This is a genomic window from Streptomyces sp. NPDC093109, from assembly GCF_040701725.1.
Lineage (GTDB): Bacteria > Actinomycetota > Actinomycetes > Streptomycetales > Streptomycetaceae > Streptomyces.
The window spans coordinates 90,815-107,513 of sequence record NZ_JBFBEZ010000021.1; the positions used below are offsets into that span (position 1 = coordinate 90,815).

The window sequence follows — 16,699 nt, forward strand, 5'->3', positions numbered from 1 at the left end:
CGGGTGGGTGGGCGTGGCTGAGCGCGGGTGTGCATGGCGGGCCGGGGCATGCGGCGTCGGCGGATCGCGGGGGGACGTACCGGATTTCGGGACGTTCGGGATACGGGAGGAGGGGAGCGACGGCGCGTGACGGGGGCGGCGCGGGATGACGGACGCCGGGCGGTGGGGCGGCGGGCGGCCGGTGCCGACGGGAACGGTGTCAGGCGCCGGTGGGCCGTGGGCGGCAGGCGGTCAGCGACAGAGAGCGCTGCAGGTGCGCCGCAGATCCACGTAGCGGCACACCACGCCGGGGTGCGTCGTGAGCATGCTGCACATCCTGGGGGCAGCCGTCAGCGGCTGTCAATGGACACCAAATGGTGTCTCATTCGGCGGGACGGCCCCGACCGCTGATCAGAGGCGTGTCAGGGCCCCGGGGGAGCGCTCCGGCGGGTGGCCGGGTGCACCGCGGCCTCCTCCGGATGCAGCCACACGGGGCCGTTGCCCGTCCCGACACGGACCGCGTCCGGCGGGGGCCACGGGCCGCGGGTCAGCAGCCCGCGCTCCGGATCGGTCAGGCTCCGGTACCGCGTGAGCGCCTCCCCGGGCGCCAACAGCACCGGGTCCGGCAGCAGTCCGGGACACACCGCGTCGAGCGCCGCGGCGTACTCCTCGTACGGCCGCCGGCCGGGCACGGCGCGGTACCCGGCGGCCGTACGGACCAGCAAGGTGGGCAGCGCGTACCGGTGGCCGCCGTCGGCGGTCTCCTTGGCGGCGCCGGGATGCGGCGACCCACCGCGTACGGACAGCACCGCGTCGACCGGACGGCGCGCCTCGGCACGGTCGGCGCGCAGCCGCTCCAGCGTGCCGGCCGCCGCCGCGTCGGCGGCCAGCCGCCCGGCGTCCAGGCCCGGTACGCCCCGTACCGCCGACAGCGCCAGCGCGGTGGTGTCCGCGGGCTCCCCGAGGACGAAGACGCTCTCCCGCAGCCGGCGCAGCACCCGCTCGGCCACCTCGGCGCCCTGCTCCTCGGCGGCCTTGGCGACCAGCGAGGACGGCCAGGAACTCGCCGCCACACGGCTCAGCCGGACCGCCCTCGGCGCCCCCGTGTGGGCGCTGATCTCCTCGACGTACCGCGCGTACCAGGCCGTCTCCGCCGCCGGGTCGGGCGCCGGATCGTCGTCGTGGTCGAAGAGGAGGCAGTACACACGGCGCCAGCGGACCCGGCCCGCCAGTCCCGCGCGGAGCCGGCGGAAGACGGGCTCGGAACCCCACGCCCAGGGACACAACGGGTCGGTGTACTCCACCACTTCCACCGCCGGCCGGTCCGGTGGCGCGCTCACGCGGCTCCCTTCCGGCTCGGGCCCGCGCCCGCCGCGGTGGGCAGCAGCCCCGCGACGGTCACCCTGTCCAGGACCGCGGCGGCGTGCGCCTCGATCTGACGCCACACCACGGGCAGTCCGGAGGCGGGACCGGGATAGTCGAGCCCGGCCAGCGGCTCACCCCGCAAGGTGATCAACTCGCCGTCCACGGCGCGTGTGACATCCAGCAGTGTGATCTCTTCGGCGGGCCGGCCGAGCCAGTACCCGCCCTCGCAGCCGCGCTGGCTGCGTACCAGACCGGCTCTCCGCAGCTCGCCCACCACGGATTTGAGGAACCGGAACGGGATCTGCTGCGAGGAGGCGATGGCCTCGCACGTGAGCGGGCGGGCAGGTTCGCGGGCGAGCTCCAACAGGGCCCGCGTGGCGTAGTCCGCCTTCGCGGAGATATGCATGCCCACATCATGCCCGACGAGGTGCCCGGCATGGGGGCCTCCCACGCATCCCCTCGTACATTGCGGGAACATTGCCGCAGGTGAAGGCCAATGGACACCTCTTGACATCCTTTCCCGGGCCGACCTAGCGTCGCCACTCATGAGCGAGCCGTTGACGACCCCCGGCGAAGGTTTCCACCCCCATCTCCACAACACCACCGGGCAGCCCGCCGCACCCCTGCGCGCCCGCCTGCACCACATCCGCGCCGACGCCCTTCACGGCGACACGGCGCAGACCGGCGGCATGCGCCGATTCGCCGCCATCAGCGGCAGCACCGTGGGCTCGGAGAAGCTGTGGATGGGCCAGACCCATGTCGCTCCCGCCACCTCCTCCTCCGACCACCACCACGGCGCGTCCGAGACCGCCATCCATGTGGTCGCCGGACACCCCGAGTTCGTCTTCCTCGACGACTCGGGCCCCCAGCCGCAGGAGGTACGCCTGCGCACCTCTCCCGGCGACTACATCTTCGTACCCCCGTACGTGCCCCACCGCGAGGAGAACCCCGACCCCGCCGAGGAGGCCGTGGTCGTCATCGCCCGCTCCACCCAGGAGGCGATCGTGGTCAACCTTCCGCGGCTGTACGCCCTGGGGACAGAAGAAGCCCGATCGTCCGGCGCGGACGGATCCGCACCAGCGGACGGATCCTCACCAGGCGACCGGCAGTGACCGGAGGCCGCTGAAGAACTCCTTGTCCCGCCACCGCAACTCCTCCTCGGGCACGGCCAGCCGCAGCTCCGGCAGCCGGGACGTCACCCGCTCCAGAGTCGTCTGGAGTTCGAGGCGCGCCAGATGGGCCCCCAGGCAGTAGTGGATGCCGTGGCCGAAGCTGATGTGCGGGGTGCCCGGCCGGTCGAGCACGATGCGGTCGGGCGACGGGAAGGCGGCGGGATCGTGGTTGGCGGCGGCCTGGGAGACCACGACCGGCTCACCCGCCCTGACCAGGACACCGCCCAGCTCCACGTCCTCGCCGGCGTAGCGGGGCAGGGTGAGGCCGTTGAGCAGGGGGACGAGACGCAGGAGCTCCTCGACGGCGCGGGGGATCAGACCGGGGTCGGCCCGGACGGCCGCCAGCACGTCCGCGCCGCCGGCCCCGGCCTCCCGGGGCAGCAGCAGGACCGCGAAGAAGTTGGCGATCTGGTTGGTGGTGGTGACGAAGCCGCCGATGAGGATCTCGTTCAGCAGTCCCGTCAGCTCGTCCATCGTCAGGACGCCTTCGTCGCAGGCCCGGACCAGGACCGTGATCAGATCGTCCGCGGGACCGCGGCGACGGGCCTCGATCCAGCCGTACATGAGGGTGAAGAAGTCCTTGGCGTGCCCCTGCACGGCCTCCGGCGTCACACTGCCGGAACACACCGTGTCCGCCCACGCGCGTACGGCCGGCTGATCGGCGTCGGGAACCCCCACGAGTTCGCAGATGAGCCTCATGGGCAGCGGGAAGGCGAGGTCCTCCACCAGATCGGCGGGCGGCCCCGCCGCGACCATCCGGTCGAGCAGCCCGTCGACGACCTCACCCATGTGGCCGCGCAGGCGCTCGATGCGGCGGGCGGTGAACTCCTTGGCCAGCAGCGCGCGCAGCTGCGTGTGGCGCGGGGCGTCGAGGGCGATGAGACCCCCGCCGGCCCGGGGCATGGGGCCGATCCGGGGCTGATCGCGGCGCACCGCCTCCGCGAGACTGAACCGGGGGTCCGACAGGACGGCACGCACGTCCTCGTAGCTGGTGGCGAGCCAGGCGTCGTCCCCGTACGGCAGCCGGACCCGGACGGGAGGCCGGTCGCGCAGCCGCCGGTAGCCGTCGGACAGGCCGAGCCCCCCGGTGGTCCAGAACGGGTAGGCGAGCGGCTCCGGGGAGGTGTCCGGGACGGGTCGGACACAAGGGGGCACGGTCACGGAGTTGCCTTTCTCAGCGGTGCGGGCCGACGGGGATGTCGACATGGGTCGGCAGGGGGGCACTGGTGTCGACGGAGGCGGTGAAGCCGATGCCGTCGTCCCGGCAGATGAACTGCACGACCTGGCGCCCGGCGGCGGCCGCGCGGATCAGGCCGCCGGTGGTGGCCCACACCCCGGAGAGGTAGAAGTTCTCCAGGCCGGGCAGGACGGGCCCGTTCTTCTTGACGAGCTCCTCCATCGCCTCGCCGCTCTCCACGAAGGGCTGCCAGCCGAGGAAGGTCCCCTCGAAGGCGTTCGTGTAGCGGATCTGAGTGAGGGGAGTGCAGGTGTCCCGCACCGAGACGGAGTCCTTCAGCCCCGGATAGAGCCCGTCGAGGAAGTCGACGACGGCGTCCCTCGTACGCCGTTTCGCGAGGGTGTACGCCTTGCCGCGCCGTACCGGGAGGGTGTGCAGCTCCGTCCCCCTGCGGGCACGGCTGAGCCGCTCAGGACCTTCGGCGAGCTCTCGCCAGGGCGCGGTGTCGGAGAAGTAGGTGGCGTAGATGACGGTGGTGTCCTCGGGCGACAGCTCGGGGTAGAAGCGGCTGCGGAACTGGACGTTGAGGCTCGGGTGCCGGATGCCCGTCAGCCGGGACGCCGTCGCCTCGTCCAGCAGATGGGTGGTGGTGGGGTCGGCGTCCGGGAACGGGCGCCGCAGACCGAGGAAGACACTGGTGTAGCCGGGGAAGACCATCCCCGGACGGTGCAGGGTCTCCCGGTACAGCGTGGCGTACTCGCCCTCCAGATAGCGGCCGTCGAGCAGTCCGAGGAGCGTGGTGGGCCCGTCGCAGGCCGAGACGACGATGTCGGCGTAGTGCTCCTGGCCGTCGGAGAGGCGCACACCGATGGCCCGGTCGTCCTTGACCAGGATCTCCTCGACCATGGCGTTGTACGTGATCTCGCCGCCGAGAGCCAGGTAGCGCTGCTCGATGGAGCGCGCCAGCCCCAGCGAGCCGCCCTCGGGCACCCCGGCCGACCGGTGCGCCTGCGCGGCCATCTGGAAGTAGAACGGCAGGACGGGGAAGCCCGGGTGCTTCTCGTACAGGATGTAGTTGAAGGCCTCCCGCAGGAGCGGGTCCTTGAAGCGGGCCGAGTACTCCGTCATCAGCACGGACATCGAGGTGCGGAAGAGATTGAAGTACGGCAGGAAACCGGCCAGCATGCGCCAGCGCTCCCGGCGGCTCATCAGCGCCACCGGCTTGAGGAAGGGGTACGCCGGCAGACAGGCGATGAACTTGCGCAGCCCCGCGCAGAAGGACCGGATCGCGCGGGCGTCGGGCGGGGACAGGGCGAGCAGATGGCGTTCGAGCCGGTCGGGGTCGCAGTAGAAGTAGACGGTACGGCCGTCCGTCCCCCGCACGGTGTTGAAGACGTCGAAGTGGCGCATCTCCTTGCCCTGGAGCGCTCCGAGTTCGAGCCAGACCTGGTGCATCTCGTTGCCGGGACCGTTGCCCAGCAGCCAGCTCACGCAGGCGTCGAAGGTGAAGTCGCCCCGGCCCCATCCGGTGCAGCAGCCGCCCGGAATCTCGTGCATCTCGAAGACCCGGGTGCGGTAGCCGTTCATCCGGCCGTACGCACCGGTGGAGAGGCCGCCGAGCCCCCCACCGATGATGATCATGCTCTCTCTGCGTGCCGTCGTCGTGGTCGTCATTCGGTCCTCACCTCACCCTGCGGGTTTCGAGCTCGGGCAGCACGCCGAGCCTGTCCGGATGCCAGGGCACCGTGCCGCCGCTCTCCCAGGCGCGGAAGTCCAGCCCCAGCTCCCCGCACAGGTACTGGGTGACGAACCGGCCACTGGCGGCGGCGCGGATCAGGCTGCCGCCGCCGAACCACTGACCCGCCATGGAGAAGCCGTCCAGGCCCGGCAGCCGCATACGGTCCTTGTTGATCAGGCCCGTGATCACGTCGTCGGCCGGCGTGAAGGACTTCCAGCCGAGGATGCTGCCGCCCCGTACGCCCGTGTACCGCTCGGTGGTCGTCGGGGAAGCCACGTCCACCACCTCGATGGCCCGGCCGATGCCGGGGTGGTGCCGCTCCAGGAAGCCCCGGACGAAGTCGGCCACCTCCTGCTTGCGGGCCCAGTACGCCTTGCGGTCGGTGGTCCGCAGCTCCTTCCAGGACGCGTAGTCGCTGAAGTACGTGCAGTGGACGACGGACTTGCCCGGCGGGGCGAAACCGTCGGAGTAGCGCGAGCGCATCTGGACGACGAGGCTCTTCTGCAGAACCCCGGGCAGCGCCGCGCTGTCCTCGTCGGAGAGCAGATAGGTGGTGCTGTGCCGGGCGGCCGGGTCCAGTTCGCCGTCGAGCCCGACGAAGACCGAGACCACACCCGGGTAGAGCACGTCAGGACGGCTCATCATCTCGCTGTACAGCTTGTCGATCTTCGGGCTGGTGTAACGGCCGCCGAGCAGCCCCTCGATGGTGGTGGCACCGTCGCAGGCGGAGACGACATGATCGGCGAAGTGCCGCTCCCCTCCCCGCAGTTCCACTCCGATCGCGCGGTCGTTCTCCACCAGGACGCGCTCCACCCTGGCCCGGTAGTCGACCCGCCCGCCGAGCGCCGTGTACCGCTCCTCCACCGAGCGGGCCAGCCCCAGGGAACCGCCCTGCGGGAAGCCCGCGTTGAGGTGGAACGCGCTGGCCATGTTGAACAGATAGGGCAGCAGCGGGAAGACCTCGTGGTCCTGGAAGAAGATGAACGGGAAGGCCCGGCGCAGCAGCGGGTCCTCGAACCGGTCGCAGAACTTCTCCATACGGGTCACGGCGGTGCGCCACAGCAGCGCGAAGGAGGGCAGGACGACCCGCAGGGTGGCCAGTCGCTCGCCCATGGACTGGAGCGGCGACGGGGTCAGGAACGGGTAGAGGTTGATACGGGTGAAGCGCCGCAGGTCGCGGCAGAACGCGCGGATCGGGCGGGCGTCGCCCGGCGAGAGCTCCAGCAGATGCGCTTCGAGGCGGTCGGGATCGTTGTAGAAGGTGACCGAGCGGCCGGTCTCGTCGGTGACCGTGTTGAACATCTCGAAGTTCGCGATCGACTTGCCGTCGAGCGCGCCGAGTTCGCGCCAGACCCTGCTGGCGTCGTTGTTGCGCCCGGTGCCGGTGAGCCACTCGATGCAGTAGTCGAAGACGTAGTCCTGGCGCGACCACGCCGTGCAGCAGCCGCCGGGCAGGACATGGCGCTCGAAGATCCGGGTCTCGGCGCCGCTCATCTGCGCGTAACAGCCGGTGGAGAGGCCCCCGATGCCCGCGCCGATGACGATCACCCGGGGCGCCCCTTTCCGGCCGCTGCCGCCTCCCGCGGTCCAGGGGCCCCGGTTCTCCCATACGGGCCTGTCGTTACGCGCCATGGTGGTTTCCGTCCGTGTTGCCGTCGGTCCGCGGGGCAGCGGGACGCTCCCGGCGGGCGGTCGGGAGGCCGTCGCCGAGCGCGGAGAGCACCAGGGCCGCGTTCCGCTCGGCCGGCTTCTCGTCGAGCATCTCCGCGTGCAGGCCCGCGCCGCGCACCAGCCGGCTGATGGTGGTGGAGGCGCTGTGCCAGCTGCCGCGCAGTCCTGCCGCGTAGAACTCCGCCTTCGCCTCGTCGGAGATCACGGTGAGCGTGGCGGTGACCGCTCCGTGGTTCGGGGTGCGTCCGCAGTACTCCATGTAGTCCCTGGCCTGTTCGAGGGTCTGGGCGGTCACGGTCTCGGAGTGGGTGTGCCGGCGCAGGTGGTCCCGCAGTTCGCGCTCGAACGCCTCGGTGTGTTCCGCGGAGAGGCCGTACTCCTCCTCGATGCGGTACGAGTCGATGATCACGACGTGGGCCACCTCGCGCCCCCGCCGTTCGAGCTCCTTGGCGACCTCGAAGGCGAGATTGCCGCCCAGGGAGTAGCCGAGGAGACGGCAGGTCCCCTCGGGGTGCAGCGACTCCACGAGATCCGCGTAGCGCGTGCTCTTGTCACCGTCGACGTGGTTGAAGGCGACCAGCTCGTAGGACCGGAGGTGTTCGGCGAAGTGCCGGTAGACCAGGCCGTGACCGCCGGCCGGCGGGAAGCAGAAGACGAGCGGTCCCCGGCCCGTGTTGAAGGACAGGTGGGAGAGGCTGCCGGAGACCCGTCCGGTGACGATGTCCTCGACCGTACGGGCCATGCCGTGCAGGGTGGTCACCTTGAAGAGCCGGCCGACCGGGATCGCGATGCCGAACTCCTTCTGGAGGCGGTGGATCAGCTCGATCAGGGTGATGGAGCTGCCGCCTGAGCCGAAGAAGTCCGAGCGCAGGCCGATGTGTTCGAGCCCGATCACCGCCTGCCAGTGGGCCGCCACCCGTTCCTCGTAGAGCGTGACGGGCGGTTCGTGACCCTCCCGCGCGGCCTCGGTCCCGGGCGCGGGCAGCGCGACCGGGTCCACCTTCCCGTTCGGGGTCAGGGGGAGGGCGTCCACCGTCTCCAGATGGGCCGGGATGAGATACGTCGGCAGATGGGCGGCGAGATGGTGGCGCAGCGCGCGGGTGTCCGGAGTGGTGCCCGGCACGCGGACCACATAGGCGCAGAGGGCAGGTTCACCGCCGCTGTCGGTCCTGACCATGGCGTACGCGTCGGCGACCTCGGGAAGAGCCGTCAGCAGCGACTCGATTTCCCCCGGCTCGATACGGTGGCCGCGCAGCTTGATCTGGGCGTCGGCCCGGCCGAGCAGGTGGATACGGCCCCGGGCGTCCCTGCGCGCCAGGTCCCCGGTCCGGTACAGCCGCTCGGGGACCGCGTCCGGGCCCCGGTCCAGGGTGACGGTGACGAAGCGCAGGGCGGTCTGCTCCGGATCGCCCGCGTACCCCTGGGCCAGACCGGCGCCGCCGGCCCACAGCTCACCGGTGACCCCGGCAGGGACAGGCCTCCGGTGGGCGTCGAGGATGTGCAGCACGCAGTTGGGCAGCGGTGTGCCGATGGGAACCGTGCTGTTCGGGTCGAGGCCGTCGGTGGGACCGTCGAAGCAGGCGCTGTCGACGGTGGCCTCGGTCAGGCCGTAGGAGTTGACTACCCGGGTGCCGGGAGCGCAGAGCGCGCGCAGCCGCTCGTACTCCGCGACCTTCCAGGTGTCGGAGCCGACGATCATCAGCCGCATGAAGTCCAGCCGGTGACCGCCCTCCTCGCAGTGGGTCATCAGCGCGCGGACCACGGCGGGGACGAATTCGGCGCGGTCGACCTCCTCGGCGGTCATCGCCTCGTACAGCCGCGCCGCGTTGAGGAGCAGCTCACGATCGGCGAGGACCAGCCGGCCCCCCGAGCACAGGGCACGGACCAGATCGCCCGTGAACACGTCGAAGGACACCCCGGCCATCTGCAGATGGACACCGGGGCCGGCCGCCGGCCCGTACTCCTCGCGCCAGGCGGCGCCGAGGGCCGCGAGGGCGCCGTGGGACACCTGAACGGCCTTGGGGCGGCCCGTCGATCCGGAGGTGTGGACGACATACGCGGGCGTGTCCGGGCCGACGGGCACGTCCTCGGTACGGGGAGCGGCGTCGCCGGCCGGGCCTGCGGGGTCCTGCGCCATGACGTCGGTGAGAAGCTCGGCCCCGGGCACGTCCAGCCGCTCCGCGCACACCGGGTCGGTGAGGACCAGACGCGCGGCCACGTTGCCCGCCATGAAGGCCAGCCGCTCCACGGGATGGCCGGGATCGAGGGGCAGATAGGCCGCCCCCGCACGCAGTACCGCCAGCAGCGCGACGATCAGCTCGGGCGACTTCGGCAGGCACACCGCGACGACACCGCCGCTCACGCCCCGGGCCCGCAGCCGCCCGGCCAGCACACCGGAGGCCCGCTCCAGCTCCGCGTAGGTCAGATGGCGGGCGGCCCCCTCCGGCCCCGCGGCGGGAACCGTGACCGCGACCGCCTCAGGGGTACGGGCCGCCGCCCGCGCGAACAGGAGGTGCACCGGGTCCTCCGGGGCCAGCACGGGGCCCCGGGCGGACGGGCCGTGCAGGATCTCGTGGCGCTCGTCCTCGCCGAGCATGTCCAGCCCCGACACGGGACGCTCACCCGGAGCGCGGGTCAGCGCGTCGAGGAGGTTGCGGTAGTGCCCGGCCAGCCGACGGGCGGTCCCCGGCCCGAACAGATCGGTGTTGTACTTCAGCACGCAGTGGAAACGGCGCTCGGCCTCGTCCTCGTACGCCGACAGCGTCAGATCGAACTGCCCCTCCTCCTCGGGGAGTTCGATGTAATCGAGGTGGTAGCCGTACTGCTTCGAGGACACCTTGTGGGCCAGCAGGATGAACATCGCCTGGAAGACCGCAGAACGGCTGGGATCGTGCTGGAGCCCCAGCTTCTCGACCAGCAGGACGAAGGGGTACTCCTGGTGGTCGATCCCCCCGAGCACCGTCCCGCGGACCTGGGCGAGCAGGTCGGCGACGGTCGGGTCACCGGACAGGTCCGCGTACAGCGGCAGCGGGTTGACGAAGTAGCCGTACACGGACGACAGATCCTCGTCCGTACGCCCGGTCACCGGGCTGCCGACGACGACGTCGTCCTGACCGGAATGGCGGTGCAGCAGCAGGTAGTAGGCGCACAGGAGCACCATGAAGACGGTCACGTCGTGCTCACGGGCCAGGGCGTGGACCCGGGCGCTGAGAGCGTCGTCGAGGACGAAGAACTCGGAGGCGCCGTTGTGGGTCTGCACCGGGGGCCGGGGCGTGTCGGTGTGCAGAGTGAGCGGCGGAACCTCGGCGGGCAGCGCGCTGCGCCAGTACGCCAGCATGCGGTCGGCGTCGGGGGACGCCAGGAACCGGTTCTGCCGGTTGAGGAAGTCGAGGTACCGGCCCCGGACGGGCGGCAGCTCGACGGCGCGGCCCGTGCGCATGCCCTCGTACAGAGCGAGCAGTTCCTCGATGAAGGTGAAGGTGGAGATGGCGTCGGAGACGATGTGGTGGACGGCCTTCATCAGCACCCAGCGGTCCGGACCGCGCCGGAACAGCCGGAAGCGCATCAGACGGTCGTGCGCGAGATCGTACGGTCTGCGGTACTCCTCGACGATCAGCTCGCGGATCCCGTCCCAGCCCATGCCCTCGACGTCGAAGACCGCCATGTCCGGCTCGACGGCGTCCGAGAGGATCTGGAGCGGCCGGCCTTCCTCCATGACGAAGTTGGCCCGCAGCACCGGGTGCCGGGCCACCAGGGCGCGCACAGCGATGGTCATCAGCTCGGGATCGATCTCGGTACGGACCTCGACGGCTCCGCCGATGTTGTAAGCGAAGCCGTCCGGATGGAGCTGCTTCAGGAACCACAGGGCCTTCTGGTTCTGGGTCAGGGGGTGACGGGCCGGGTCCTCGTGGACCTCCACCACCGCCGAGGCGTCCGGGCCCGCCGCCCTCAGGGCAAGCTCCTGGGTGGCCCGGTGCAGCTGAGCGGTCAGTTCGCGCAGCGGCGCCCCGCTGAGCAGCGCCACGACCGGCAGCGCCACCCCGGTCGCCGCCTGGATCCTGGCCCGCAGCTCCATGGCGAGGAGCGAGTCGATGCCGTGCGCGCCGAGGCCGGTGTCAGGACCGAGCCGGTCGGCGTTCATCCGCAGGACGGCCGACGCGCAGGCGAGGAAGCGGTCCGTGACGAGCCCGGCGCGCTCCTCCTCGCCGTCGGCGGCACGGAACCGGTCCAGGTAGTCGCCCTGTTCGTCGGGCGCGCCGCTCCCCGGGACGGACCCGCCGGAGGCCGCGGCCTCCGCCGCCTCGGCGGCGAGCCTCCGGACCAGCGGGGGAGGCGACGGATACCAGGCCAGGAAGGTCTTCCAGTCGACGACGGTGGCGATCAGGAGCTGGGCGCGGTCCTGGCCGAGCACCCGTTCCAGGACGGCCGTGCCCGCGGACGGGGAGAGCGAGCTCATGCCGCGGACGGCCCGGTAGTGCTCGACCAGGCTCAGCTCCTCGATCATGCCGGTCGCCCAGGGCCCCCAGTCCAGGCTGAGCGCGGGCATCCCCAGGGACCTGCGGTGATGGGCCAGGGCGTCGAGGAAGGCGTTGCCCGCGGCGTAGTTCGTCTGGCCCGTGGTGGTGAGCAGGGACGCGACGGAGGCGAACAGGACGAAGTGGTCGAGCGGCTCGTCGCGCAGCTGGTGGTGGAGGAGCCAGGCCCCCGCGGCCTTCGGGTCGAAGACGGAGTCGAACGTGGCGCGGTCCACGGCCCGCACCGGAGTGTCGCGCACATGCCCGGCGAGATGGAAGACGCCCCGCACCGGGGGAGCGTCCCGGTCCCGGTAGCCGGCCAGCCACCGCGTCAGGGCATGCTCGTCGGAGATGTCGAGCGCGGCGTGCACGGGATGGGCCCCGAGCGCCTCCAGGTCCTTGACGAAGCGGACCGCGGAGCTCGCCGGGGAGTCCGGGCCGAGATCGCGCCAGGTGGCACGGTCGGGGAGCTCCGTCCGGCCGACGAGGATCAGGTGCCGGGCGCCCCGCTGGACGAGATAGCGGCAGAGCAGCCTGCCCAGCGCGCCGAACGCACCGGTGACGAGGTACGCGCCGTCCGGCCGGAGCCGGGGCGGGAAGGGGCGGGTGAGACCCTCTGGGCGGGTGAGGCCACTGATGAGACGGCGGCCGTCGCGCACGGCGACCTCGTCCTGCGGCTGGTCCGGGGCGGGCGGGGCGAGGATCTCACGGAGCAGCGCCTCGGCGTCGGCCCGCGGTCCGAAGTCCCGTGTGGCGGCTCCGGCCGGGGAGAGCGGCAGGTCGATCAGCTTGCCGCGGTGTGCGGTCAGCTCGTGATGGCGCAGCACCCGGCCGATACCCCAGACGGGCGCGCCGAGAGGCTCGACCGGCTCTCCGGGGACGGCCGCCTGGGCTCCCCGGGTGACCAGGTGCAGGGCGGCCGGCGCGGCCTGCTGCCCGGGGTCGTCCTGGAGGGCCTGGGCCAGGGCGATCACCGAGTAGGCGCCCAGCGTGCTGTGCGCGCCGAGGTGTCCACGCGCGGTGTCCGCCAGGGCGGGCAGGTCCAGGTTCCACAGGTGGACGACGGTGTCGGGGGCCTGCCCGTCGGCGGCGAGGTCCGCGAGGAGCCCGCGGAGGTCGTCGGCGCTCCCGGGGACCACCCGGGAGTCCCGCCCGTCTCGGCCGAACGCGTAGCCGTCACCAGGCCGTACGAGGTGGCAGCGCGCGCCGCCGGTGACCGCGAGCGCGGCGAGACGGTCACCCACCCCGCCCGGCCTGTCCGCGAACAGCAGCCACGTACCACGCGCCACCGGGCCGGGGGCCGCCGCCGCGTCCGTGTCCCCGCCCGGACCACCGGACTCCAACGACGCTTCCGTCCAGGTGAGTTCGGCGAGCCAGCCGTCGATGGTGGGAACGCCCACCGCGGCCGGCGCCTGCTCCACATCGGCGGCACGGAAGCCGCGGATGTGCCCGAGGGGCTCGCCGTCCTCGGCATAGAGGGCGATGTCACCGACGAGTTCGTCGTCCGCCCGCCGGGTGACGGTGGCGTGCGCCCACAGCGGCCGGTCACCGACGGGGGCCGTGCGGACCGCGTCGATGGTGAGCGGCAGGAGCATTCCGCTCCCGGGCTCCGTGTCCGCGTCAGGGAGCCCGGCCACGAGGAGGGTCTGGAAGCACGCGTCGAGCAGCACCGGGTGGACGTGGTGTCCGGCGGCACCGCCGGCGCACGCGGGCGGCCTGATCAGGGCGAGCGCCTCGCCGCGCGCCCGCCAGACCTCCGCGATGCCCCGGAACGCGGGTCCGTACTCGTACCCCCGGGCGCTCAGCGTGTCGTAGCACGCGGCGGAGCCGAGGCGCCGCTCCGCCCGCGCCCGTACCGCCTCGCCGTCCAGCGGGGCGGTACGGCCGGCCGGGGCCCCGCCGCGCACCACACCGCAGGCGTGCACGACGGGGGTTTCGCCCTCGGTCGCCACCGTGAAGACGGAGGTCCGCGCGGAGAGCGACAACTGGACGGCGCGGGGCGCGTCGGCGGGCAGGAAGAGCGCCTTGCGCAGCTCGATGTCCGCCAGTTCGGCGTCCGTGCCACCGGTCAGGGCCCGGAGCGCCTGGTACGCCATCTCGATGTATCCGGCCGCCGGGAACAGCGTCCTTCCCTGGATACGGTGATCGGCGAGATAGGGCGTTCTCTCCACGTCGAGCGCCACCTCCCAGGCGGGCTCCGCGGTGGCGAGGCGCCGGCCCAGCAGCGGATGGTCGACCCGGCCCAGTCTGACCTGCGCCACGGGCGCGGGTTCGGTCCAGTACCGGTCCCGCCTCCACGGATAGCGGGGCAGCGGCACCCGCCGCCCGCGCGGGTGCAGGGCCGCCCAGTCGACGGCGCAGCCGAGGGCGTACAGCGAGGCCAGCGAGGTGGTGAAGCGCAGGGCCTCGTCCTCGGCACGGCGGATCGAGGGGAGCGTGGTCACGGTGTCGCCCGCACGGGCGGCGACGCACTCCTTGACGGAGTGACCGAGCACCGGATGGGGCCCGATCTCCAGGAAGACGCGGTGCCCGTCGTCGATCATGGCGTCCACGGCCGAGCGGAACCGGACGGTGTCCCGGACGTTGTCCCACCAGTAGCCCGCGTCGAGTTCTGGCCCCTCGGCGCGCCCCTCCCGGCCGGTGAGATGAACGGGCACCCGAGGGGGACGCGGCTCGATTCCGGCGAGCTCCGACAGCAGCTCGGTCCTGATCCCGTCCATCGCGGCGCTGTGGTACGGGACCGGTACGTCAAGGAACTTGGCGAACACACCGTCGGCGTGGAGCGCGTCCGCGTACGCGGTCAGCGCCGCCCGGTCCCCGGCGAGGGTCAGTGCGCCGGGGCTGTTCACGGCGGCGACGGACACGAGGTCCCCGAAGGGCGCCGCACGCCGTAACGCCTCGTCCTCGGGCAGCCCGACGGCGAGCATGGTGCCCGTACCCGCCAGCCGGTGCTGCAGGCGGCTGCGGTGCAGCACGATCCGTACGGCGTCCGGCAGGCTGTAGACCCCGGCCTCGTAGAACGCGGCGACTTCGCCGGTGCTGTGGCCGACGATCGCGGAGGGCTGGACCCCGTGGGCGCGCCAGAGGGCGGCGAGACCGACCTGGACGGCGAAGTTGGCGGGCTGCGCCAGCCAGGTCTGCGCCATCCGGGACGCGCCCTCGTCGGCGTTCAGTTCGGCGGTCAGCGACCAGCCGGCCTGTGCGGTGATCTCCCGGTCGACGGCCTCGACGGCCGCCCGGTAGACGGGCGAGGCCGCGAACAGCTCGCGGCCCATGGCCCACCACTGCGGCCCCATGCCGGTGAACACCCAAGCGGGAGAGGCCTGTTGTCCCTCGCGGTAGCTGCCGCGCAGCACCCGGGGATGCTCCTTGCCCCGGACATGGGCCGCCAGTGCCTCGTCCAGATCGTCACGCGTCTCGTACACCACGGCCAGCCGGGCGTCGTGGTGCTGTCTGCGGCGGGCGAACGAGTGCGCGAGGTCCGTGAGGGAGGCGGCGGGATCACCCGCGGGGTCCGGTGTGCGCGAAGCCCGGTCCGCGAGTTCCGCCCGGACGGACTCGGCCAGCTCCGGCAGTACGGCGGCGTCGTGGGCGCTGAGCGGCAGCACACGGAACGGGAGGACATCGGCGGAAGCCGGCTCGGGCAGGGGCGCCGGGGTGTCCTCGCCGGCGAGTTCGGGTACGGGTGCCTCTTCGAGCAGTACGTGCGCGTTGGTGCCGCCGAAACCGAAGGAGTTGACGCCCGCGCGAGCCGGTCCCTCGTGAGCGGGCCAGGGGGTGACCCGGTCCGGGATCCCGTAGGGCGCGGCGGCCAGGTCGATCGCGGGATTGACGCGTTCCAGGTTGATGTGCGGGGGGATCAGCCGGTGTTCGAGACTGAGCGCGGTCTTGATGAGACCGGCGATCCCGGCGGCGGACTCGGTATGACCGATGTTCGTCTTGACGGAACCGATGTAGCACGCGGCGCCCGGCTCGCGGCCGACGGCGAGGGCGCTCGCCAGCGCGTTCGCCTCGATCGGGTCGCCCACGGGGGTGGAGGTGCCGTGGGCCTCCACGTACTGGAGGCTGCCCGGGGTGATCCCGGCCCGGGCACAGACCTGCTCGATGAGGGCGGACTGGGCGTCGGCACTGGGGACGGTGATGCCGTTGGTACGTCCGTCCTGGTTGACGCCGGTCTCCGTGATCACGGCGTGGATCGGGTCGCCGTCACGGACCGCGTCCGCAAGGAGCTTGAGGACCACGATCCCCACACCCTCGGCCCTGACGTAACCGTTGGCACCGGCGTCGAAGGTCCGGGAGCGGCCCTCCGGCGAGAGGAAACCGCCCTTGGTCTCGGCGATGGTGTACTGCGGTGTCAGATGCAGCAGCGTGCCGCCGGCCAGGGCCAGCGAGCTCTCGCCGCGCCGCAGACTCTCGCAGGCGAGGTGCACGGCCACGAGCGAGGAGCTGCAGGCGGAGTCGATGGAGAGGCTCGGGCCCCGGAAGTCGAAGCAGTGCGAGATCCGGTTCGAGACCATCGTCATCATCGTGCCGGTCGCCGTGTGGGCTTCGAGGGTGTCGAACCGGAGATCGGAGAACTGAAGGATCTTGTAGTCCAGGGTGAACGCCCCGACGAACACGCCCACATCGCGGCCGGCCAGCTCGCCGGGCTTCTGCCCGCCGTCCTCCAGGGCCTCCCAGGTCACCTCCAGGAGCTTGCGCTGCTGCGGGTCCATGGCGTGCGCCTCGCGGGGGCTGATGCCGAAGAACGCCGGGTCGAACTCGTCGAAGCCGTCGATGTAGCCACCGCGTCCGCCCACGAGCCGCCCGGGTTTCGTCTTGTCGCTGCTGCGCAGGCCCGCCGCGTCGTACCGGTCGGCCGGCGTCGGCGTGATGCAGTCCTTCCCCTCGACCAGGTTGCGCCAGAAGGACCGGTGGTCATTCGCTCCGCCCGGGAAGCGGCAGCCCATGCCGATGACGGCGATCTTCTCGGGAGGTGTGGTGGGAGTGGCCGACGGGGACGTACGGGCGTGTACAGACATGATTGTTCCTTGAGCCGGGAAACAGGCGCGCGAGGGAGCGGCGCGCGCCGTACGAACGTGAG

7 protein-coding genes are annotated in these 16,699 nt (G+C 72.1%); 1 reads left to right on the forward strand and 6 read right to left on the reverse strand.

Translation table 11 applies throughout. The features are described 5' to 3' along the window. Positions 1 to 401: 401 nt before the first annotated feature. Both AB0389_RS21235 and AB0389_RS21240 read right to left on the reverse strand, forming a co-directional pair. Complete coding sequence (locus AB0389_RS21235) at positions 402 to 1,319, reverse strand: DsbA family protein (protein WP_366396990.1); 918 nt, start codon at positions 1,317 to 1,319, stop codon at positions 402 to 404. Next, positions 1,316 to 1,750 carry an Rrf2 family transcriptional regulator gene (locus AB0389_RS21240; protein ID WP_366396991.1) on the reverse strand — a complete coding sequence of 145 codons (435 nt, stop codon included), beginning with the start codon at positions 1,748 to 1,750 and terminating at the stop codon, positions 1,316 to 1,318. Before AB0389_RS21240 ends, AB0389_RS21235 begins: the two co-directional genes overlap by 4 nt. Positions 1,751 to 1,889: 139 nt before the next feature. Between AB0389_RS21240 and AB0389_RS21245 the strand changes: the two genes are divergently transcribed. Next, positions 1,890 to 2,456 carry a cupin domain-containing protein gene (locus AB0389_RS21245; protein ID WP_366396992.1) on the forward strand — a complete coding sequence of 189 codons (567 nt, stop codon included), beginning with the start codon at positions 1,890 to 1,892 and terminating at the stop codon, positions 2,454 to 2,456. Here the strand turns inward: AB0389_RS21245 and AB0389_RS21250 are convergent. From AB0389_RS21250 to AB0389_RS21265, 4 genes are read right to left on the reverse strand one after another with little or no spacing between them, the layout of a single operon-like run. Further along, the gene (locus tag AB0389_RS21250) at positions 2,436 to 3,677 is read right to left on the reverse strand and encodes a cytochrome P450 (protein ID WP_366396993.1); all 1,242 of its coding nucleotides are present in this window, start codon (positions 3,675 to 3,677) and stop codon (positions 2,436 to 2,438) included. The two genes, AB0389_RS21245 and AB0389_RS21250, sit on opposite strands and share 21 nt — an antisense overlap. A 13-nt stretch (positions 3,678 to 3,690) precedes the next feature. Then, positions 3,691 to 5,367, reverse strand: coding sequence for an NAD(P)/FAD-dependent oxidoreductase (locus AB0389_RS21255; protein WP_366396994.1), 1,677 nt, complete (start codon positions 5,365 to 5,367; stop codon positions 3,691 to 3,693). Between the two features lie 7 nt (positions 5,368 to 5,374). Continuing rightward, positions 5,375 to 7,063, reverse strand: a complete 1,689-nt coding sequence (locus AB0389_RS21260; RefSeq protein ID WP_366396995.1) for an NAD(P)/FAD-dependent oxidoreductase — start codon at positions 7,061 to 7,063, stop codon at positions 5,375 to 5,377. Further along, positions 7,053 to 16,637: an amino acid adenylation domain-containing protein gene (locus AB0389_RS21265; protein WP_366396996.1), complete on the reverse strand. Its 9,585-nt coding sequence runs from the start codon at positions 16,635 to 16,637 to the stop codon at positions 7,053 to 7,055. Before AB0389_RS21265 ends, AB0389_RS21260 begins: the two co-directional genes overlap by 11 nt. Positions 16,638 to 16,699: the final 62 nt, after the last annotated feature.